Raw genomic sequence first — 20,883 nt, 5'->3', positions numbered from 1 at the left:
AAAGCCTGTAAACAGCAGCGATCTGCAAGGTACTATTACTCATAGACATATCAGTATATTACTTCGCTAATCTGGACAATAGGCTGAATGTCGGTGTAGTTGGGAATATCGCTCAGGATTTTTTCGGCATTTGATCCAAAAGCATTTTCATAGTCGGAAAGCTTGTCAAAGTAAAAATACCCGACGGCCAAGTAGGGCGTTGGTTCATCGAGCGTTCGGCCAGACATTCCCTTATCAATGGCATATCGTTTCAATGGATCGCCAAATAAGCTGGCGACCATTGGCATATGCTTCTTAGAATAGTAGTCCATGTCAAACGTTTTCCCATCCTCGTTGGGGTACATGATTACTACTCTGATCATGCCCTTTTTTATTTGGGTAGTTTCAGATGATTCAACTGGCTGACAACTGCTAAGGAGTACGATGGTACCAAGGATTGAGAGCACAGTTCTAGTTTTCATATTGTTGCTATTGATGGTTTGGTAAAGGATAATAGCTCTCTGATGGCATTGTTCACAACGGTCTCGTGTATGAGTAGTAGCGGATTTCTACTCACAAGCCTTTTAGTTTAGCATTGACCTTGTTTTATGTTTATAATTTCGTTTTTTCACTTAAACCGCTATTACTTATACACATTGTTAGCGGGTCGTTTTTTTCTTTATGACTCATTTATGTGATTTTCAATTCCTTCAACTATTGTTTCCCAATCTTCATAATGTAATTCGTGTCCTGTTCCATGAAGAGTAATCAGTTTAGAACCTTTTAACTTTGCAAGTAAAACTGCGGCATTCTTATAATGCCAAATTATATCGTTTGTTCCGTGTATTATTAATGTTGGTTGTTTAATTTCGTCTAACCTATTCCAATATTCTTCACCACCTTGCAGTGCTGCGTGATTGAACATACTGATATAATTTTTAGCCCTGTTAAATTCTTTTCTTACATACTTTTCGGTTCTTTTCTTGTCAAATGCCTTTTTACCTGACATTAAAGTAAACCCTTTGACCATATAATTTACAACGCTATCTTCATTTGACCAGTCAACAGATTCTGCATTCCCGTGGTGTTCTAAAATTCTTGTGTCCATTTCAGGAATTGTTGGGTCAGAGTCTCCCCAAGGTCCAGTCGATAAAAGTATTAATGACTTTACTCTGTCAGGATATTTTATTGATGCAATTTGAGAAATCAGTCCGCCTAATGACATACCTACAAAATGTGCTTTGTCAATCCGATAAGCATCTAAGATTGAAATTGCATCATTTGTCAAATCAATAATGTCATAAGGTGTTGTACCTGGCTCGAAGAAAGTTGACCTTCCAACATCTCTGTTGTCATAGCGAATTACAAAAAATCCTTTGTCCGCTAATTTTTGACAGAAATCTGTGTCCCAATAGAGCATTGAAACTGTCGCTCCCGCAACTAATAGAATTGGAGGATTATTTTCACTTCCAAAGCTTTTCGTATAAAGTTCAATGTCATTCGCCTTAATTACTTTCTCTTTCATTTCTTTGTTATTTTGCTTGCAACTGCAAATTGTCAGCCCGATTATTAATGTCCAAAGTAGGATATTTTTCACTTTCTAAACGTTTTGTCTATTTATGTGGTGGCGTCTGTTACAATGCCCGCTAACGTGTGGATAAACAAACCTATCCTATTTTGTACAATTAAACAATGCGAGTAGTGCCATATAACCAAACCTTTTTGGCTGGGTTTGTATAACCAATCATAGCGTTAGTTATGAAAACCTCTTCCAAGTTGGCTGTAAAGATTTGGATACGGTCGTACTGTTTGGCGTCAATCATAATTCATGATAGATTTTTGCGACTCCATTCCATTATCAAAGTTAAGTTCTCTTTGAGCGACTTACCCTTTTCAGTTAATCGGTATTCAACTTTAGGTGGGATTACGGGATATGATTTTCTTTTTATTATTTTAATACTCTCCAAATCTTTTAGTTGTTGGGATAGCATCTTCTGACTGATTCCCGCGATAGCTTTATCCAACTCATTGAAGCGCATTACCTCGTTTAAGAGCAAAAGCCAAATAATAACGGGTTTCCATTTACCTCCGATTTGATCCATGAACACCGTAATGGGGCATTCTATGGCTTGTTGATACATTTTTTTGGATTTTTTTTCGGCTGTTTCCATACAGGTAGCACTTTTCTGAGCTAATGGTTAGTTACTTACCAAAAAGTAAGTACTTGCCAAATGTAAAGCGGTTTTGCAGCTTTACAAAATGAATAACAAAATAGTACTGATAACAGGAGGAACTACCGGAATTGGGTTCGCCTGTGCCGATTATCTGCTGGGTCTTGATTACCAGGTAATAATTACCGGAAGAACCAGAGAAAACGTAGACCATGCAGTTACCAAACTAGGTACGAACTGTGTCGGGATTTTATCGGATACCTCCTCTTTAGAACATATAGATGATTTGGTAGCAAAAGTTAAAAATCAATTTGGTAAGATCGATGGCTTATTTGTAAATGCTGGTATTTTTAAAGCTTCCAGCTTTCAAGAAACCACAGAAAGCTTGTTTGATGAAACCATGAATGTTAATTTTAAAGGAGCCTTTTTTACCATCCAGAAATTTATTCCGATTCTGAATAATACAGCTAGTGTGGTGCTCAATACTTCTGTTGTCGTTTTCAAGTCATTTGCTAACACTAGTATTTATACTGCAAGCAAAGCAGCACTGGAAAGCATCGCAAAAGTTTTGAACATAGAACTTGCTGCCAGAGGAATCAGGGTCAATGTGGTAAGCCCAGGAGTTACCGAAACTCCTATTCAGAAGAAATCTGGTATGACTGACGAAGCGATTGACAGTCTGTTAGAACATATATCATCAACTTCGCCCATCGGTCGGATTGTGCAACCCACCGATATTGCTCCCGTCGTTGAATTCTTACTTTCTGATAAATCGCAAGTTCTAAGAAACGAAAAAGTGATTGTTGATGGGGGAACAACACTTTAATTCGCAAGGTTAACTTGTTCGGCTGCTCAAGAATTAAACAAGTCCATCTGCCCATCTCGGGGTTGCTTTACGAAGCCTTTCACTGTTCTCCCACCGTGCTTCCAGGAGTCTCGTTGTTCTTTTTCCAGTACTTGCTTAAATCGGACGGCCGACCCATTATCGTTGGGCGTGAAACCTTGTTCAGCTTTCTGCGCTAAATCGGTGAGTTTGCTAATGGCTTTTTGTTTGTCGGTATGCCCAATTTTGGCTCGATCTACGGCTTTTCGAAGAGTGCTGATGGTTTCATCGTATATGTTGGTAGGTACCGGGAACGGTCGGCCACCCTTGCTGCCGTGGGCAAAAGAGTAGCGGGCAGGGTCGGAGAAGCGGGAAGGGGTGCCGTGAATCACTTCACTTACCAGCGTGAGAGACTGCAATGTTCGGGGACCTAAACCTTTGAGCAGTAGTAGATCCTCAAACTGATTGGTCTGGCTTTCTTGGGCCAGCCACAGAATGCTGCCGAGTCGTTTAAGATTAACATCTTTCGCCTTCACTCCGCAGTAGTTGGGTAAGATCATCTTTTGTACTTCTCGTATCATTTTATCGGGAGCTTCTTGGGCAATTTCTAAAATTCCACCCCGCGTTGGTTCGGCATTCTGGGCTACCAGATTCAAAATGTCTCCTTGGTTAGTGCCGCAGACAGCCGCATGAGGTTCGTTTACAAACGAACTGATATTTTTAGAGTGCCAATGATACCTACGAGCCTGCTGAGTGTTACCGTTCATTCCCTGCTGAATAGCTGTCCAGTCACCCGCACGACTGACCAGAAAACTGTGCAGATAAAGCTGAAACCCATCTTGTACCGCCGTGTTATCTACCTTCGCTACTAGTTTGCTGAAACGCGATAGTTCTTCGCCATTCAGTCCCGTTTTATCCCCTACTGAAACCAGTTCCTGAGGAGTTCGCTTGGATTGTTTACCCTTTCCCCCGCAAACGTACAAACCCAATTCTTGAGCGTGAGGATTGATAGAATCTTTCAGAGCGCGAGTAACCGCGGTAGTCACTCCCGACGAGTTCCAATCCATACCGATGACCGCTCCAAAGCTCTGAAACCAGAATGGATTAGACAATTTAGCGAGAAAAGCCTGATGACCGTATTCCGCCAGAATACTTTCTACAATGGCCAGACTCAATTTCTTCATTCGTTCAAATAACCAGGGGGGAATACCTCCTCCCATCAGAGCTAAATCAGCTGAACCGGATTGTTTCATTGCTTTCTTCGTTTATTAGCCTCCTTCCAGGCTAACAAATATTTCACGCCGAAAGATTGGTACGGAGCCCAGTTTTTAGCAATTTTCTTCATTTCTGAGGTGATGCGTTTAGCGTCAACAGAGTACAATTGTTCTATCACCAGCCGAAGATGATAGTCTTGAGCAGGAAATACATTAGGACGCTCCAGCGTGTAGAGTAAAATCATATCTATCGTCCAGGGGCCAATCCCCTTGATACTACCGAGTACTTCGCGTACTTCAGCATTACTCATCCCTGACCAATCGGGTGAGTGCTCCTGAAAGAACGCTACTACCTCAATGATGGTCTCGTACTTTTTCATGGAGAGTTTTACATCGCCCAACGCTTGCTCTTCAAACTCCGCAAAGTTATCTACGGTAAGCTCTTCCGACGAAGCTTTGGCTAAGAGTTTAGCAAATGTCTTTTTGGTACTGCGGTAGTGAATCTGCTGTTCAACAATACAACTCATCAAATCATGAAAGACGTTACCTGTACTAATGATTTTTGGCCAATCAACTTCGGCGATGACTTGCTTCAGAATACTGTCTTTAGCTGACAGATGATGGGTTACAGAATTACTGAGTGAGTTCACTTGTTTTACTTATGTTAAGTAGATTGTATAGCATGTGGCAGAGTTCGCGAAGATTTTTTGTCAGGATGTACCAAAACTAATACGAGAACCAACGCTGCGAACCTGAACGTTACCCGCTACATACTACACAAAATGTTGGCACAGGCAATTTGTTGTTACTCTAATAAATACCGTAAAGCATCTGGAAATATTTTTCTCGAGTTAGACCAATCATGCCATCCGTTAAACTCTGTAAATGTGAACTCGTATTGTTTATCTTTGAGTACCTGGGCTAATCTTCTACCAGATGCTTTACACCAGTTTTCCTGCAATCCCCAATCGAGGTGCAACTTTAAGCTGCGTTTCTCTTGGGTTTGAAATTGCCTGGTCAAGTGATCGCCCCTTATCCAATCTTCTCCCCCGTCGGTAAGCGTGGTATCTCGCCAGAAACTGCCCGATTGAGAAAGAACTTTCCCAAAAACATCACTATGCTCAAAGGCAATATACGTTGCAGCTAATCCACCGTAGCTGATTCCGCCAATAATAGTTTCATCTGCTAAATCCGTAACGTGGTACCTATCTTTAATGAATGGTAATAGTTCAGTAATAAAAAAGTTCTTGAATTGAGCGTTCAGCGGAAGTTCTTTGTTCCTTACTGCTTGCGATGGGTTATCAATAAATACGGCTATCATCGGACTAATTTCTTGATGATAGATTAGGTTATCAAGCACATTAGGAACTTCCACCAGATTCAAATAAATGTACGGATCAAAAAGATATATTACCGGATACTTTTCCTTAGTAGTATCATATTTGGGCGGTAGATAAACGTAGATGTTTCGTGCGTTGGAAAGCAGCTCACTGTGTAGTTCTAGTGTATCAAGTGTTCCGTATTGACGATGGTCACTTTTAACATACCATTCATCCTCACTGGTTCTTAAATCTAGCGCAGACCAGCTCATATTTTTTCTTTCGGAGGATGGAACAAGACTCGGATTTAAAGGATCAGACATCCTTGACTTCTTTCCAGTTACTTTATTAGAATAGTAAAACTTGTAGGCAAAACATAAATCATCTGGAATCATATAGGTTCTATAGTACAAATCGGTGGAGTCTAGATGATAAAGCTTTTTGTCTCCAAACCGGTATTCGTCATAGATTCCGAATACGTTAAATGTAATATCGTTTTGGTGAGTTGAGTCAATATGGATAAACGTAGCATAAACGTATCCCTCCAACAATGAATCTTGTTCTATTAAAGGGAAGCCTTTTTCTTTATGGCTAGCAAGAAGGTTATCTACTGCGCCGATTCTATCGTCTTTATCCAACTTTTTGAGTTCAGAAATAGTAGGGCTAGAAGCATTAAAGATATTATTAACCTCACGAAAAATCAGAGGGTTGTTATTGTGTTTAGAAAAAGGCCGAGCGTTATCATGGTGTATACAAGAGGAGAATAGAAATAGAATGGTAAGGTATAAAAGTGGCTTTCCCATGATTGTAGAATTGTAAAACTTATTGGTGTACAAGGCATTGCTGACCGGAGGGAGACTATGTACTCTACGCCTTATTGTAGCTGGTTTTTAGAGTTCAATTTGTATTGCTTTGCGATTAATCAGTGTTTTATATTCTTCTTTCATTGATTCACTCAAGAAACTTTCTTCAATGAATTTAGACCATTTTGGGATCAGCCTTTTATACTTTTTAAAGATGTTTTCAATCACCTTTTCGCCTAAACCAGCCCCTTTCATAGCAATTACAAAATCTCTCTTTTTGATTTTTTTCTTCTTGCCATTTAAGTTCAGGGCAAGATCTTCATCATCTCCCTCAACCACTAGTTCAGAGGCAACTAAGTCATAGGCAGGGCATAAATCATTTCTAGAATTGCCTTTCAGTAAAGAGAAGTTCTTAAGGTGCATATCATTATTTCCGGTTAAAAAGCAGAACAGAACCAATTCAAAGAAATCAGTGATACTTAAGCCGGGGTTAGCGCTATATTTTTTTATAGCTTTGGCTATTTGCTCATAAGATCCTTGGTACTTGTGTTCCGTCATTCGTTCGGTGATTTGACACATGTCTTCCATATGAAGCTTACTTCCTTTTTTTCTGTCAATTCGTTTTGTTAGATAAGCTAATTCACCCGATTTTAATCTAACAAGTGAATGCTCTACTGTTTTTAATTTACTAATCTCAGCCAAATGCATGGTTAGGTCTTCAATTCACTAGCATCGACTTTCTGGTAACAGTAAAAGCATTTACTTTCCATTTTCTTCTTGTGATCGTATTGATACTGCGCCTATGCAATCATAGCAGGTCTTTAGTAGTATGCTCATTCTATCTCTCGGATTTAGTTTCCAGTTTTTTTGTGCTATATCTAATAACCATCCTTCTGGAATTAATCCGTCAAAAAATGGAAATAAAACTTTGCTATCATATTGATCGGGTGCAAGGGGAAATGTTACACTTATTGCTTCTGAATCGGGTTTTTTCAGGTACGATTCTTCATATTGAAAATGGTAGCCATCTTCATCTTCCGTCAATACGCCGGCCCATGTATCGTGCATGTAAACTTTAGCTACTTTCATCTCTTTCTGTTGGTACTGGGCCAAGTTCATGGCCGAATAATGATAATACTTGGTTGACTTTGTCGGTCATTAATGATTCTTTCCCTTGTTCTAGTTCGCGAACAAATCGTAATCCGACTCCAGCTTTAAACGAAAGGTCTTCTTGGGTGAGCCCTAGGTTTTTTCGCCTTTCCTTTACGAATTGACTTAATTTTTTCATACTAATATTATACCTGAACGGGTATAAATATAATGATAATTTGTTAAAATGTACCCGCTCGGGTATAGACATATGTTCTTTAGAAAAGATTATACCTATTCGGGTATAATTAAATTAGCTACAATGGTCTCGGCTATGATGTAGTTACGGAATTTCACCGGATAAGCTTCGCGCAGGCGCAAATTAATCGGCCAAAAATCAACTCTATCAACATGGTGCTAACCTGCTATTGCTTGTTTATAGTGTTGTAGCCAGTTGTTCTATTGTTTGTTGTCAACTATTAGGAATTCTTTCAATACAATACTCGTAAAAACGAGAGAGGTTTTCTGTTAAGAATTGTTTTTGTCTGGCCGTTTTTTTATGCGTATACCCTTCCAACGCAATTTGAATCATCTCATGAAATTCAGCAGGGAAATTTTGGAGCCCCCATTCGCCACCCTGTTTCTTTGAAGAAAGTTTGTGAGTTTCATAGGCTCGAACTACTCGGCACAAATTGAGCACAGCATATATGGGTCTTTTTTCAAATTGTTCTTTAATAAATGGCATTTCCTGCCGGAGAGAACGCTTTAAAATTTCCCATGGTACGGGCAAAAATAATTTCTGCGGTTCATATCCAATAATCTTTAAACCTGATTCATGCAAATGTTGGCAATGCATTGGGAAATCGTATTCGCCTTGTCCTGCTTGTGCTTGTACAAATTCTTTACCTTCCACGTAAAACAAAAAATCAGGTGGATACTCATCGGTTTTTACCTGTTCTTCGGTCATATACGTTCCCTCAATACGTTTTCCATATTCAGGATCGTAACCCAAACGCTTATGCAATTGAGCTATTTTTTGCTCTTCTTCGGAAGTTAAGGGTTCAGATAACACGACAACAAAGTCTATGTCGCTCGTTTCGGAATTAAAACAGCCATAAGCAAGAGAGCCATACAGATACAAACCAAGAAGTTTGTCGCTAAGTGTGTTTTGTAAACCATCGCTAAGCGCAAAAACAATCTCTCTTACTTTTGCAGGAGCATTTTCAAAACCAATATTTTTTTGTTCTACTTCTGGCATTATCCATAATTCTAAACAACGTAAAATTAAATTGTTGATTTTAATGTTTAACGTTTTCAGTGAAATTCAATGCTTCTGGGATACCCCAATTGGCTACAACCACTCCACCCCTCGCGACATTTGCTCCGTTCTCCAGCTACTCATAATGACAAAACTTCATTGGGTTGACCATTGGTTCAACTATGCCTTAGTGTTTATGCTGTGTTATAAACGTCTTTATCCCAAAATTGTAATTTGCCTCGTAAAAAAGCTAGACACTAAGCGTTCTGATCTTTCTTGTTGAGCTCCTTCCTTACCACACGTTCTATCTCTTGGTCAATAGAGAATATCTGACCAGGATGATAAACTCCCAAGTAATGAGAGGCGATACCAATGCTCCAACCCAGCGTCGGCCAGATCGGCCAAATGTGCGGGGTGGGGTACACTACCCAAACTACCCAGTTGATGAGTACTCCAATCACGTAGGCAATCAAGTGAATCCGAAAGGCGACTCTGCGACGCGCCCTTTCGTAGATTTGTTGTTCGATGAGTGCGTTCATAGTCAGTTATTCTTTTGTTCTGAAATGGCCACCCCCAACCGTTAGCCTCACGTAGAAACCGTCCAGATCATTATCGGGCAGATCAGGGGTAGTAATCTCACCACCGTAGTGTCGCCACTCATTATTTCGGGCAAGCGTCACATTGTAGCCGGTTCGGATACCTAGCTTCCAACCTTTTTTACCCGGAAACCAATCAACGCCAACCCCTACGTCTAGGCTAGGTCGGGCAATAAAGTAGTTCGCTTCCAAAAAGCGGTCAGGGGCAAAGGCGATGTCTTCCTCCACTCTCCGATTAATCCCCAAGGCATCTACACCGATACCCAAAAGGGGAAATGCCAATAGCTCATCGGTATGGTACACCACGTATCCAGCTTGGAAAAACCCACCGCCGCCGTGTACCTTATACTGTAGGTTGCCCTCCTGCACCTGGTCGCCCCGGCTCATGTATCCACTTCCGCCCAGCACCCACCGATTGAGTAACCCGTAGCCTTCCCCACCAAATTGAACAATGTTATCGCCCATCGTAGGGCCTCCTTCCGGCACGAAGAACTGGTGAGCAGCCGTATTGTAGGCCTTAACCCCTATCGTGAATCCTCCCGCGCCTCCTTTCAGGCGATCTTGCGCCTGTAGCGGGTTTAATGATGCAGTCGTCATCAGGGCGAAAAGTAGTAGCGTAGCCGTTTTCCGACTGGCTTTAAACCACTTGGGTTTCCATAGCCATAAACCTGTAAGGATTAGAGCTGGAATAATCACAATCTGCAAGATTAACGTGAACCACGCTAATTGACTGTAGGGCGAATACACGTAGGTGCCAATGACCGCTGCCCCTAACAAGTGGACAATTCGGATAATATCTCGTTGCTTTTTCATAAGATGATGTTGTTTTGATTAGAAATTAATTCCCACCTTCAGGTCTCCCAAGAAGAAGACTCCACTGTCTTCGGTGGTAGGCCATTCTTTGTCCAGCGGAACATAGCCAATGCCGAACTGCGGGATCGCGTAAAAATTGATCTTAGCCCCGTTGAGGAACCGAAATTTGTAGCCAGCGAAGTGCTGTACAAAGAGCTGAAAGGCACTGTACTCCCCGCCATCAACCACATTATCCGCTACCGAACCTTGTCCAAAATTGACCACCGATTCCGTATGGAGACCTCGCCAATAATACTGTCGGTAGGCCAGTGAGGCCATCACGGCGGAATACGTACCATCGCTGTTGAAGCCTTCATTAGTGGAAGAAGTAGATTGGGGCTGTAAGAGTAGGCCCAGACCCACTTCCGCCGGGGTAGACTTATTAGGCCAAAGCAGGTAGGTGGCCTTGCCCTGAAATAGTTGAAAGACTCCGGCTCCAACCGGGCTGAACTCTACGCCCCAGCGGCGTACCTCGTTTTCGCTTTGGGCTAATGTGGTTCCCCAAGAGGCGACCAGAAGAATGAGAAGAGTGAAACGAATCCTTTGCATTTGATTATCTGTTTTGGTGATAATACAAAGGTCAAAAAGCAAAGGGTCTTTTTCATTCACCTAGGTGAAGAAGGGGCAGGGCTAGTAAATCTTTCCGGTAAGCTTGGCCCTCACTCGGCTGAGGCTCTGAGGCTTCACGCCTAGGTAAGAGGCAATATGGTATTGGGGAATTTGCTGAAAAAGTTCGGGATTGCGTGCCAGCAGTTTAAGGTACCTATCCTGTAAAGATTCCGCCTGAAGCTCCTTGACCCGGCTGGTAGCACTTAGATAAGCCTGTTCTGCCATGATTCTTCCCACCCGCTCAAACGCCGGGAATGAGTCATACAACGCTTCAATGGTTGACTTGCTGAACTCTAGATAATCACAATCAACTAATGCCTCAAAGAATAGCGAGCTTTCCGATTCTTTTAAGAAGCTTTCGTAATCAACGGCGAATTCCCCGGCGGTAAAGAAATAAAAAGTAATGTCCTTACCGTCTATCACTCGATAAGACCTGACCAAGCCTTTTTCTAAAAACAGTAACTTAGAAAACGGCTCGCTGGCCGAGAAAAAAATCGAGTTAGCTTCTACAGATTTTCTAATTCCTGATGTTTCTATTTCAGCGATAGCTTCCTCTGAAATACTAATTAGGTTTCTAAGAAATTGCTAAAGTGTATGTGGCTTCATGTTCATAACGCTGGACAACGGCTCGATATACGAACCTACTGCTTTTTACCCTAATAACACACACCTACAAAGGCTATCGTGAATACAAATGTACATTTTCCAGCTACTTATAATGACAAAATTTCATTGGGTAGCCCATGGGTTCAACAATGCCTTAGCGCGCTCGTTGACTTTCTGACTCCCCCACATTCTTATTGCGGTAGTTAAGTTCTTTGAGCCTGCCAAAATTGTAGGCTACTGAAAACCGGACATAGTGGGTATTCCACACGTTATCATAAATCACATCGGTTTGGCCTACCCGGTATTCCCCGCTAGCCCGTACCCGGTAGAACACATCGTTGAAGTCGAGGTTGCAAGTGAGAGAGTTCCCCAATAGCTTTTTCTCTACTCCTAGGTTGACCGAGGAGTAGTCTTTCTCGAAGTTAATGCCGTCCCGTTTATCACTCAGGTACCAAGCGGTGAGATAAAGCGTAAACCAATCTTTAATATCAAAGCTATTCTGAGAGTAGAGGTAGTAGTACGGCTCGCTGTTATTCACCGCAAAAACTCCGGTATTGTCAAACAATCGGTCGAAGCTGAGGGTGGCGGTATTGTTAGATCGCCACCAGGCCAGGTTAATATTTTTAGACAGCGTACCAAAGAATGCGTGCCGCTCACTTAGGTTAACCCGCTGCAAAATGTATTCACGAGGATTATCTTCCGACTGAAATGCTCCGCCATCAATAGGGTCAATCGTATAGTTGTAGCCTAGTTTGAGGCTGAGCCCCGCCCACGCTCCTCCGGCCTCGAGAGCGTGCACTCGCGAGGGCTGAAGATCGGGGTTGCCCCGAATAGAAGTAAAAGCATCTTGGTAGACGACAAACGGGTTGAGGGTTTGGTAGGGTGGGCGAACAATACGAGAGGTGTAAGTAACATAAACATTGGTCTGCTCCGACAGCCGGGCGGTGAGTGAAGCACTGGGAAACACATTGAAATAAGTATCACCGATGGTACGGCCACCGTCTACTTCGGTGAAAAGCGTGTAATCCGTAAGTTCCGTTCTCAGTCCCACACCATAGTCAATATTATCAGTGATGTTGCCTTGCAGATTGAGATAGGCAGCCGGAACCCGCTCGCGGTATGCAAAACTACTGGACAGATCCTCATCTCGGGTGCGAGTGCCCCCTTCACCCAGATCAAAAAATGTGGTGCGGGAGTTGATCTGTACGTACCCGTATTTCCCGCCCCACTCTAAGTGGTACCGCTTACTAAAAACTTTCGTATAATCAAGTTGAGTACTAAAAATGTTGATGTCATTACCACCCACATTGTTGATGAGAGCCACTTGCGCTATATCATCAATGGCGCTGGATTCGGTAATATCATTGTCGAAGTCGTTGGCGTAGCCCGCAAACTGACTACCGATGAATAGGCTGGAACCCAGGCTATCCATTTTACGGTAGTAATTGGCGTTTAGGGTATTTTTCTGCGTCAGGTCGTCCCGGGCAATGTTGGTGTTGTAGACAATAACTTGACTATCCTCAATGGTATTATCACTCAACTGCTGTCCGCCCAAATCTTCGTATGCCCCGGTGTACTGTACTGAAAAATAGTGATCTGCCGCAACGTTGTACTGGAGTCCTACTCCGTAGTTAGACAAATTATCGTATTCGTACTGCCAATCGTTTTTGATGGTAGAGCGAAAGAAGTTATTAGGAATGTTGCGGGTACGACTGGTGCGCTGGATGTGCCGATTGTGTCCCAACTGTAAGCCGTAGTTAGCGTGGGTCGACCAGTTGCCCTGGGCGTAGCTGTAAGCGATGTCGGTTCGGTTATCGTAGCCCGTAAAATCACTGTAGCTGTAATAATTTTTGATCGCTCCTTGCCCGCCCTGCTCACGATTGGTGCGGGTAATGATATTAATCACGGCGTTACCTTCAGCATCGTAGCGGGGGCCGGGGTTGCTAATGATTTCAATAGTTTGAATATCGGAAGGCGAAAGGGTAGACAGGCGTTCGTTGGCTACCCGCACCCCGTTGATAAACAGAATGGCTGCTCCTTTCCCAAACACTTGTAAGTTGCCATCTTCGTCGTACACGATTGTCGGTGAGCGACTTAAAATTTCGTCTACCGATGTAGCCGTTGCCAGTGGAGTGTTGGCGATATTGATGGCCAGAGAGCCATCGGGCCGTTCGTTAACGAGCGATTGTTTCGCGGTTACCGTCACCTCGTCCAATTCATTAGCTGCTTCCCGAACCCTAACCCTTCCCAAATCCACGTGAGCATTGGTGGCGTAGCGCACAACCAATATGGTATCCCGGAAAGTGAGTGAGCTAAGCTTAAGCAGTACTTGTTGATTATTTAACCCAGTGAGCGTAAATGTTCCTTCCAAAAAAGGTGTGCCCTGAATAATGCTCGAGTCGGTGGGTGAGATGACTATCGCGTTTCCGAAGAGTGGTTCCCCTTGAACGTTTACCACTTGACCCGTAATGGTTTGAATGGATTGGGCGTGAGCGGTAAAATAGATCATTACCAGGCACCCAATGAGGAGTGCTTTTTTTAGGAAATAAGGCATATGTACGAGGTTTGGATGAATGAGGGTGGTTCCTCTATGCGGGCAATACTAGCTCTGAATGCCTCACCTCTTTTGAAAAGTAGACCAATCGCTGATTCTCGCTATCAGACTGTTATTGAGGGTAAAAATCAGGGTTCGTCTACGGTAATGAGTGGTACAACCACCTAGCCTGCCGCTTTAGCTACTTTTGCGGGTAGTTCGCCTAGCGATCCGTATCTTTACCCATTGCTATGCATTTTCTGAAAGAGACATACCAGCGAGTAGATACTCCTTTCCTGCGGCACCTACTTTTTTGGATAGTCATTTTTGTGTTTCATATCATCACCTCTAGTCGGGTGATTTATAACAATGTCAGCCACTCGATCGGGGTGATGGCCGTCATGACTGCTTTGCAAGTGATCGTGGCGTACGTGACGCTCTACATTCTCATGCCGAAATTGCTGGACAAAAAGCGATTTGTTTTGTTTGGAGGGCTACTCGCCCTTCTGCTGGTGCTGGCTACCACTGGGTACTATGCCGCGAAGTATTACTACTTCGAGCCTATGTATCCTCAGTCGTACGCTTGGCAGTTTGAAAAATTTGGGTATTTTTCGGTTCCCGAGCGATTAGCTAATCTTTCGGTGACGGCCAGTAAAGCAATTTTCTTCTTCTCGCCTACGGTATTGCTGTTGCTCTTTCAGTTCTATCGCAATCAACAGCGTTTGGCGAAGATCAACGAGCAAAAAAAGACAGCGGAACTCACGGCCTTAAAGCATCAACTCAACCCTCACTTCCTATTCAACACCCTGAATAATGTGTACGCATTGGCGGTCAAAAAATCAGATAAAACTCCCGAAGTCATTAGTAAGCTATCCGATATGCTGGACTATATGCTGTACCGCTGCAATGAAGACTACGTACCGCTTGCTAAAGAGGTAGCGCTGATTGAAAACTATCTTACGTTAGAAAAAATTCGCTACGGCCAACGGGTAGCCATCACTTTTGATAACTCGCTACACTATGACCTCAAGATTGCTCCACTGCTACTATTAACCTTCGTTGAAAATGCTTTCAAACACGGGGTAAGCCAAGAAATTAATCAAGCTACCATTGCTATTGGACTGAGTACCCAGGCGAAGACCATTTCCTTCCGTATCAGAAACTCAGTGCCAGCCGGTATTCCGCCCGGTAAAGCAATAAAACCAGCTATTGGCCTAAGGAACGTTAGAAAACAGTTAGCGTTGCTCTATCCCAACGCTCATCAACTTCAGATCGAGCAAACAACCGAAACTTATTGTGTGACTCTAAACCTGCAAGCCCCATGACGTACGCTTGTTTAGTTATTGATGACGAAGAATTGGCTCGTGAACTCATTGTGACCCATTTAGCCCAGTTACCCGATTTTGAGGTAGTCGCCACCTGCGCCAGCGCCCTGGAAGCCCGAAAGGTGTTACAACAACATACGATTGACCTTCTTTTTTTAGACATTGAGATGCCGCTAATGAAGGGGACGGAATTTTTCAAAAATCTGTTGCACCAACCGAAGGTCATTTTTACAACTGCTTACCGAGACTACGCGCTCGATGGGTTTGAGCTAAATGCCGTTGACTACCTACTAAAACCAATCACCTTTGAGCGTCTTTTCAAGGCCACTGAGAAATTTTTGAGTCAGCAACCGGAAGTGCCTCCAACTACCGCCCTGCCCGGCGAAGTAGTACGAAAAGACCATATCTTTATTAGGAAAGATCGGAAGCAAGTAAAGCTATTGCTAGATAGTATTTTATACGTTGAGAGTCGTAAAGACTATATCACTATTCATTGCGTTGATGAGAAACACACCGTCAAGTACAGTATCTCGGCATTTCAAAAACTGCTAGACGATCGCTTTTTGAGGATTCATCGTTCATACATCGTCAATGTTAACCAAATCACGGCTTACACTAAACAGGATGTAGAAATTAGTCGACAAGAGCTTCCCATTGGAGAGCAGTACCGTGAGTCAGTCAGACAACATTTTCAGGGCTAGTTTTCACTTGCCCTTCACCAGCTGGCTTTCCTTCCGATACATGTTCGTAGCGAATGCGCCATCCCGCTGAAGTGTATACCCACCACTGCGTAACATTACGGAAGAGTGATACCTGTTCGCCGTTCTTAAATTTCATCTCTCCGGTCGCATCAAAGGCTGCAAAGGCTTGTTCCGAGTATAGGTGAATGTTTATATTAAATACACTTGTAATTCCCCCTTCTTCTACAAACTCCCACATGCGCGACCATAGCGGGAAAATAGTCTCGTAACTTACAGCTCGGGAAGGAGCACCAGGGTCGGCCATTCCTAAATCTGGGTCGATTACTACAAGTTCTTTGGTAGTGAGGTATACCTCAGTAGCTTGAGCCATATCTAGAGGGTTCTTAGCTGTTTTAGTCCAGAGCGAAGCGTAGTCTTGCTCGATCATCTGGCGCAATACTTGTTCTTGATTCGATGCTTGATGGGTATCATTCATGATTAAACTAATTAGTATGAATACTTAAGATAGATTAATAGCCCAGGAAACTACCAAGGCGTTTCATAAAGATATACAGGCACAAGCAGAGGCTTTATTCGGAAAAGTCGGATAATACTCTACATATACCGGAATTGCCGAGGGGTTAGACCGATAGTTTGTTTAAACAGTGTGAAAAAGTAGTTGGGATGCTCGAAATTAAGGTGGTAAGCCACTTCGGTTGGACTAAGTGTTGTCTGGAGTAGAAGCGCTTTTGCGTGATCAATCCGGTAGCGGTTGAGAATACTCAGTGCCTTCTGGCCAGTGGTACGACTCACTACTTCCGAAAGGTACTTGGGCGATACATTCATTTCCGAAGCAATATCTTTCACTGTTCGGTGGGTCCGAAAATGACGCTGACAGAATCGATGAAAGTTAGCCGTGAGTTCGGCAGCCCGTGAAACCGACGGAAGTTTCGTTGTGGAAGCACAGTGGCGAGCCACTTTTTCTAACAAAATGCCCAGATATGCTCTAAGAATAGTTTTGCCGGCTGCACCGTATTCGGTGTACTCGTAGTATAGCTGTGCAAAGATATCCGTTATTTCGTGTAATAGCTTAGAAGTCAAAGAGATAACTGGCGAACGGGTAGGATCAAAAAGGGGAGATATACCCAAAGAGCGCGTAGTGAGAAAGAGTTCTTCTATTATCTTTTGACCAATAAATACGGTAAAGCCTCTTCCGGTGATGTCTGCCGGTTGTTGAAGTGAAAGTAGACAGGAAGGCCGAATGAAAGAGATACGATGTCCGCTGGCAGGAAAATGAAACGCATCTACCTGAAGCGAACACATGGGTGTAATTTCTAGGGTAATTTCAAAGAAGTGCTGCTGGTAGCTTGTGAGCGAAACGTTAGCCAACGGAGGTAAATCAGCAAAGTCGAAAATAGCGAAATTATCTACCTCAGGCCTAATGGGCAATTTCATGCGCTCAGCGTAGTCGCGCATAGAAGAAAACTGGGTAACAAAAGACATGACGTGACTATTGAAAGAGGATGGTTAGATTTGTTGTTCAGACACTCACCGCTTTTTCCAGATACTGATTAAACGGTACTATCTCTTGGTACACTTTCACTACTTTATCAGTGAAATTATCGGCCATGATTTCTTTTTGGGTAATCGTGTGCATTACGGCAAAACTTTTCATCCGTAGCAAATCAATATGCTTATGGTCTTGAGCAAAGCCTTTGGGTGCCGTTTTTAGTGCATCCTTGTCACTCATTTCTCCAAACGTTTCAACGAACGATTTTTTGGAGATGATCTTCTTGAGCTCTTCACCATTGTAATCAATCGCATCGCGGATGCTATCCAGTTGATCTTTGGAAGGATTATAGAACCCACCGCCGATAAAACTGCCGTTCAGGCTCATGTGAACGTAAAAACCACTTTTGTCTTTCGCTTTATTCATTTCTGCCCCAAAATGATCGCGGTAAGTGGGAGCATTGGGCTTGTATACCAAATTATTATTGATGCGGCTAATCGCCTTCTTAGCTGGAGTCGGCATGTAACCGAGATCAATTTCCTGAAGCCGTTTGTCCAGATTTTCAATCCAGCCAAGCATAAAGTCGCGTACTTCATGGTAGCGCCCGCGGTGTTCGTCCATCCAGGCTTTGTTATTATTTTTGTTCAGGTCACGCAAAAAGTCAAATACTTGGTAGAAACTCATTGTTGTTTGGGGTTTGATTTACGGTTGGCTCTGTTTTTCATGATCTCTACGATTTAGAATGCTTCGCCCACCTGAAAGTAGTAGTTCTGGGTACTACGCCCGATGCCGTAGTCAAAGCGAATATTTAAATCTTCTCGTGGGTCAATTAAAAAGCGTAATCCAGCTCCCACAGTGGGGCGAAAGTTTCCTAGCCGAAAATCCCGGGTTTGCGAAACCACATCGCCGGCTCCAGCAAATACTACGGCACCTAACCGACCCAATATTTTAAACCGATACTCGGCCTGAAGTGCTAACAGATGATTGTCAACAAACCGTCCGTCGTAGTATCCTCGCATAATCTGATCCCCACCCAGTGCGCCTAGCTCATTCAGCGGCACATCGCCAAATGAAAAAGTTGCTAGTAGTTGTAACGCCAGCACACTTCTGCGGTCGGGGAGTGGAATAAATCGGCGGGCATCGAACCGGGTTAACTGAAAGGTAGCGCTGCTTCCCAACCATGATTCGTAGAAACCGTGTGTCAAATAAACGTACCACCCTCGGTGAGCAGTAAGAATATTATCCCGATTGTCGTAAACTACTGAGGCTTCAACACCTACGGAAGTAGAGCCATCTGCCCCCAAAATGTCACTCTCGGCTAGTACGCTTTCCGCCTCAAACTCCATATTACCGATATAGTTATAGCGCATCCCGCCTCCTACAAATAGATAACGTAGCCAAGTCTGTTTGAGTAAAATCGGTTCAATGGTTACCTGGGTAAATGAGTATTCCTCTTCCGCCGATGAAGGACTGTCACGACCAATACCGTAAAAATACTGAGGAAACACGCGGAACCGTAGGTTACCCGTCAGCATATAGCGTTCTTGATTGGAGAAAATGGAAAATCCGGAAAATAGCAACACCTGATTGTTGAGGGTGTAAGTTGCCGAAAGTGGCATATTGGAGGTGCGGGTTTCCGAACCTGATCCTCGGAACTTAAACAAGTACTTAGCTCCAACCCCGAACTCTAAGCTGGTTTCGGGTGAAAAAGCGACCAACGGAGTTAAAATTAGTTTAGCTGGGTATAGGCTAGTATCCTGCCGAGCGGCTCGCTGGTTAGGCTGAAGGGTAAAAAAATCAACCAACCGATCAATGGACTGAGCTGTACCTAAGTAGGGAATTAGTAATCCGAAGCATAGTGTATATCCGAAGTAGAGAACCTTTCTAAGAAACTGCTTAGGCATAGTAAAAAATCAAGGCTAATTATACGACACTTATACTAAAGAGCTGGATGAAAAAGCCTTAAGGTAAAACCAGTAATAGGTTAAAGAATTATTGATGTGTAGAGTTAAATTAGTTAAGCCTACCAAAATGCTATTAAATAGCAGCCCACTGTGCTTTGGCGTACGGATCAGCAGTAGCAAGGTTTTCATTATGCGTAAATTAAAGGTCATTGAAACACAGAAATTATTGGGCATACTTTTTAGCCATTGGACGTGGGGAATGTCGAGCACTAGTAGGCCGAGTCGGTAGAAAGTATAGCCACAACATACCCGTCACGGCGGCCAGAAAAGAAGCAGTTAATATGCCAATCTTGGCGTGTTGCACTAGTACTGGGTCGGTAAAGGCCATCTCGGCAATGAAGAGCGACATGGTGAAGCCGATACCAGCCATCATACCTACTCCTCCCATTTGTGACCAGTTGCTACTCTTGGGCAGACGTCCCCAACCAGCGGTGGCCATAATGCGGGAAAACAGCCAGATTCCTCCAATTTTTCCAACCACCAAGCCTACGATGATACCCAGACTCACCGGATGAGCTAGCATGGCTAGTATATCACCTTTGATGCTCACGCCAGCGTTGGCTAGAGCAAACAGAGGCATTACTCCGAAAGTAACCAGTGGGGCCATAACGTGCTCCAGTCGCTGTAAGGGTGGGGTGGCTCGCACACTTCCCTTGACCACCTCTAAGGTAATATGCAGCTGGTCGCTAGAGATGAGCGGGCCACCAATGGAAGGTGCTTGAGCAAAGTGCCTCGACCAGCTTTTTAGTAGATGATGATACTCCTGCTCCTCCACTTTCACCCGGGCTGGGATAGTGAGCGCAGCCAATACCCCAGCTAGTGTGGCGTGTACTCCCGACAATAACATACCTGTCCACAAGCCTACTATGCCAAAGAATAGGTAGAACCAGACATTCCGAATGCCTAACAGGTTGCCGCTGAGCATCACTAACAGGCAAGCACCAGCCAAAGCGAGGTGTACAAAATCGACGTCCGGGGTATAGAAAATAGCAATAACTAACACCGCACCAATATCGTCAACTGTAGCTAGGGCAGTGATGAATATCTTGAGCGAAAGCGGCACCCGTGAACCCACTAGTGAGAGTAAGCCTAAGGTAAATGCAATGTCAGTAGCCATTGGGATACCCCATCCGCTAGCTCCTTCCCCACCGTAGTTGAAAACCAAATAGAGCAGTGCAGGGATAACCATGCCACCTACGGCTGCGGCAATTGGCAACGAAGCTTGCTTCCAGCTGGATAGTTCGCCATTAATGATTTCTCGTTTGATTTCCAGACCAACCACAAAAAAGAAAATGGACATTAACCCATCATTGATCCAGTGATGCAAGCTCTTATCCAGTGAAAAACCTGGAAATCCGATGGTAAAGTGAGTCTCCCATAGATGATGATAGGCCGCTTCCCAAGGTGAGTTGGCCCAAATCATAGCGACTACTACCATAAGCAATAGAAGTAAACCACTTGTAGAAGGGTGCGCTAATACGCGCCGTAAAGGAGAAAGCAGTATATCAATGGGTTCTTGTTTCATAGAAAGCAGAATTATGAAGTAAATGTG

General features: G+C 43.5%; 24 protein-coding genes. 4 read left to right on the top strand and 20 right to left on the bottom strand.

Annotated elements, in window-relative coordinates; translation table 11 throughout:
- Positions 1–50 precede the first annotated feature (50 nt).
- The 3 genes from P0M28_RS11905 to P0M28_RS11895 form a co-directional block, all read right to left on the bottom strand.
- Positions 51–461 (bottom strand): EthD family reductase, encoded by a 411-nt coding sequence (locus P0M28_RS11905; RefSeq protein ID WP_302210127.1) that lies wholly within the window; start codon positions 459–461, stop codon positions 51–53.
- 197 nt (positions 462–658) lie between these two features.
- Positions 659–1,504: a macrolide hydrolase EstT gene (gene estT / locus P0M28_RS11900; protein WP_302210126.1), complete on the bottom strand. Its 846-nt coding sequence runs from the start codon at positions 1,502–1,504 to the stop codon at positions 659–661.
- A gap of 301 nt (positions 1,505–1,805) precedes the next feature.
- On the bottom strand, positions 1,806–2,150 hold the full coding sequence (locus tag P0M28_RS11895; RefSeq protein WP_302210125.1) for a winged helix-turn-helix transcriptional regulator: 345 nt from the start codon (positions 2,148–2,150) through the stop codon (positions 1,806–1,808).
- An 88-nt stretch (positions 2,151–2,238) separates the two neighbouring features.
- Between P0M28_RS11895 and P0M28_RS11890 the strand changes: the two genes are divergently transcribed.
- Complete coding sequence (locus P0M28_RS11890) at positions 2,239–2,976, top strand: SDR family oxidoreductase (protein ID WP_302210124.1); 738 nt, start codon at positions 2,239–2,241, stop codon at positions 2,974–2,976.
- A gap of 26 nt (positions 2,977–3,002) precedes the next feature.
- Here P0M28_RS11890 and P0M28_RS11885 read toward each other — a convergent pair whose 3' ends face one another.
- The 12 genes from P0M28_RS11885 to P0M28_RS11830 all read right to left on the bottom strand — a co-directional run bounded on the left by P0M28_RS11885 (position 3,003) and on the right by P0M28_RS11830 (position 13,873).
- Positions 3,003–4,226 carry a DUF763 domain-containing protein gene (locus P0M28_RS11885; protein ID WP_302210123.1) on the bottom strand — a complete coding sequence of 408 codons (1,224 nt, stop codon included), beginning with the start codon at positions 4,224–4,226 and terminating at the stop codon, positions 3,003–3,005.
- Positions 4,223–4,837, bottom strand: coding sequence for a DNA-3-methyladenine glycosylase family protein (locus P0M28_RS11880; protein ID WP_302210122.1), 615 nt, complete (start codon positions 4,835–4,837; stop codon positions 4,223–4,225). Before P0M28_RS11880 ends, P0M28_RS11885 begins: the two co-directional genes overlap by 4 nt.
- A gap of 155 nt (positions 4,838–4,992) precedes the next feature.
- Positions 4,993–6,144, bottom strand: coding sequence for an alpha/beta hydrolase (locus P0M28_RS11875; RefSeq protein ID WP_302210121.1), 1,152 nt, complete (start codon positions 6,142–6,144; stop codon positions 4,993–4,995).
- A gap of 252 nt (positions 6,145–6,396) precedes the next feature.
- Positions 6,397–7,017: a HipA domain-containing protein gene (locus P0M28_RS11870; RefSeq protein ID WP_302210120.1), complete on the bottom strand. Its 621-nt coding sequence runs from the start codon at positions 7,015–7,017 to the stop codon at positions 6,397–6,399.
- A 51-nt stretch (positions 7,018–7,068) separates the two neighbouring features.
- Complete coding sequence (locus P0M28_RS11865; RefSeq protein WP_302210119.1) at positions 7,069–7,398, bottom strand: HipA N-terminal domain-containing protein; 330 nt, start codon at positions 7,396–7,398, stop codon at positions 7,069–7,071.
- Positions 7,385–7,597, bottom strand: coding sequence for a helix-turn-helix transcriptional regulator (locus P0M28_RS11860; protein ID WP_302210118.1), 213 nt, complete (start codon positions 7,595–7,597; stop codon positions 7,385–7,387). The genes P0M28_RS11865 and P0M28_RS11860 overlap by 14 nt, the downstream gene beginning before the upstream one ends.
- Before the next feature lie 273 nt (positions 7,598–7,870).
- Complete coding sequence (locus tag P0M28_RS11855) at positions 7,871–8,656, bottom strand: aminoglycoside adenylyltransferase domain-containing protein (protein ID WP_302210117.1); 786 nt, start codon at positions 8,654–8,656, stop codon at positions 7,871–7,873.
- Positions 8,657–8,913: 257 nt separating this feature from the next.
- On the bottom strand, positions 8,914–9,195 hold the full coding sequence (locus P0M28_RS11850) for a 2TM domain-containing protein (protein WP_302210116.1): 282 nt from the start codon (positions 9,193–9,195) through the stop codon (positions 8,914–8,916).
- Positions 9,196–9,201: 6 nt separating this feature from the next.
- Entirely contained in the window at positions 9,202–10,065 is an 864-nt protein-coding gene (locus P0M28_RS11845) for a hypothetical protein (protein WP_302210115.1), read from the bottom strand.
- An 18-nt stretch (positions 10,066–10,083) separates the two neighbouring features.
- The gene (locus tag P0M28_RS11840; RefSeq protein ID WP_302210114.1) at positions 10,084–10,653 is read right to left on the bottom strand and encodes a hypothetical protein; all 570 of its coding nucleotides are present in this window, start codon (positions 10,651–10,653) and stop codon (positions 10,084–10,086) included.
- 81 nt (positions 10,654–10,734) lie between these two features.
- A complete protein-coding gene (locus tag P0M28_RS11835) occupies positions 10,735–11,235 on the bottom strand; it encodes a Crp/Fnr family transcriptional regulator (protein ID WP_302210885.1) in 501 nt (166 codons plus the stop codon).
- A gap of 238 nt (positions 11,236–11,473) precedes the next feature.
- Positions 11,474–13,873, bottom strand: a complete 2,400-nt coding sequence (locus P0M28_RS11830) for a TonB-dependent receptor domain-containing protein (protein ID WP_302210113.1) — start codon at positions 13,871–13,873, stop codon at positions 11,474–11,476.
- Between P0M28_RS11830 and P0M28_RS11825 the strand changes: the two genes are divergently transcribed.
- The 3 genes from P0M28_RS11825 (at position 13,874) to P0M28_RS11815 (ending at position 15,878) form a co-directional block, all read left to right on the top strand.
- Positions 13,874–14,041, top strand: a complete 168-nt coding sequence (locus P0M28_RS11825; protein ID WP_302210112.1) for a hypothetical protein — start codon at positions 13,874–13,876, stop codon at positions 14,039–14,041. It begins immediately after the preceding gene.
- Positions 14,042–14,103: 62 nt separating this feature from the next.
- Complete coding sequence (locus P0M28_RS11820; protein WP_302210111.1) at positions 14,104–15,177, top strand: sensor histidine kinase; 1,074 nt, start codon at positions 14,104–14,106, stop codon at positions 15,175–15,177.
- Entirely contained in the window at positions 15,174–15,878 is a 705-nt protein-coding gene (locus tag P0M28_RS11815; protein ID WP_302210110.1) for a LytR/AlgR family response regulator transcription factor, read from the top strand. Before P0M28_RS11820 ends, P0M28_RS11815 begins: the two co-directional genes overlap by 4 nt.
- Here the strand turns inward: P0M28_RS11815 and P0M28_RS11810 are convergent.
- The 5 genes from P0M28_RS11810 to nhaA all read right to left on the bottom strand — a co-directional run bounded on the left by P0M28_RS11810 (position 15,856) and on the right by nhaA (position 20,856).
- The gene (locus P0M28_RS11810; RefSeq protein ID WP_302210109.1) at positions 15,856–16,353 is read right to left on the bottom strand and encodes a hypothetical protein; all 498 of its coding nucleotides are present in this window, start codon (positions 16,351–16,353) and stop codon (positions 15,856–15,858) included. The two genes, P0M28_RS11815 and P0M28_RS11810, sit on opposite strands and share 23 nt — an antisense overlap.
- Positions 16,354–16,472: 119 nt before the next feature.
- A complete protein-coding gene (locus P0M28_RS11805; protein WP_302210108.1) occupies positions 16,473–17,360 on the bottom strand; it encodes a helix-turn-helix transcriptional regulator in 888 nt (295 codons plus the stop codon).
- A gap of 37 nt (positions 17,361–17,397) precedes the next feature.
- Positions 17,398–18,051, bottom strand: coding sequence for a DUF2461 domain-containing protein (locus tag P0M28_RS11800; RefSeq protein WP_302210107.1), 654 nt, complete (start codon positions 18,049–18,051; stop codon positions 17,398–17,400).
- Between the two features lie 53 nt (positions 18,052–18,104).
- Positions 18,105–19,271, bottom strand: a complete 1,167-nt coding sequence (locus P0M28_RS11795) for a BamA/TamA family outer membrane protein (RefSeq protein WP_302210106.1) — start codon at positions 19,269–19,271, stop codon at positions 18,105–18,107.
- A 223-nt stretch (positions 19,272–19,494) separates the two neighbouring features.
- A complete protein-coding gene (nhaA, locus tag P0M28_RS11790) occupies positions 19,495–20,856 on the bottom strand; it encodes a Na+/H+ antiporter NhaA (RefSeq protein ID WP_302210105.1) in 1,362 nt (453 codons plus the stop codon).
- Positions 20,857–20,883: the final 27 nt, after the last annotated feature.

It is taken from the genome of Tunicatimonas pelagia (assembly GCF_030506325.1).
Classification (GTDB): domain Bacteria; phylum Bacteroidota; class Bacteroidia; order Cytophagales; family Cyclobacteriaceae; genus Tunicatimonas; species Tunicatimonas pelagia.
The sequence above is the reverse complement of the archived record's forward strand: the minus strand, read 5'-3'. Positions and strand labels throughout refer to the sequence as shown.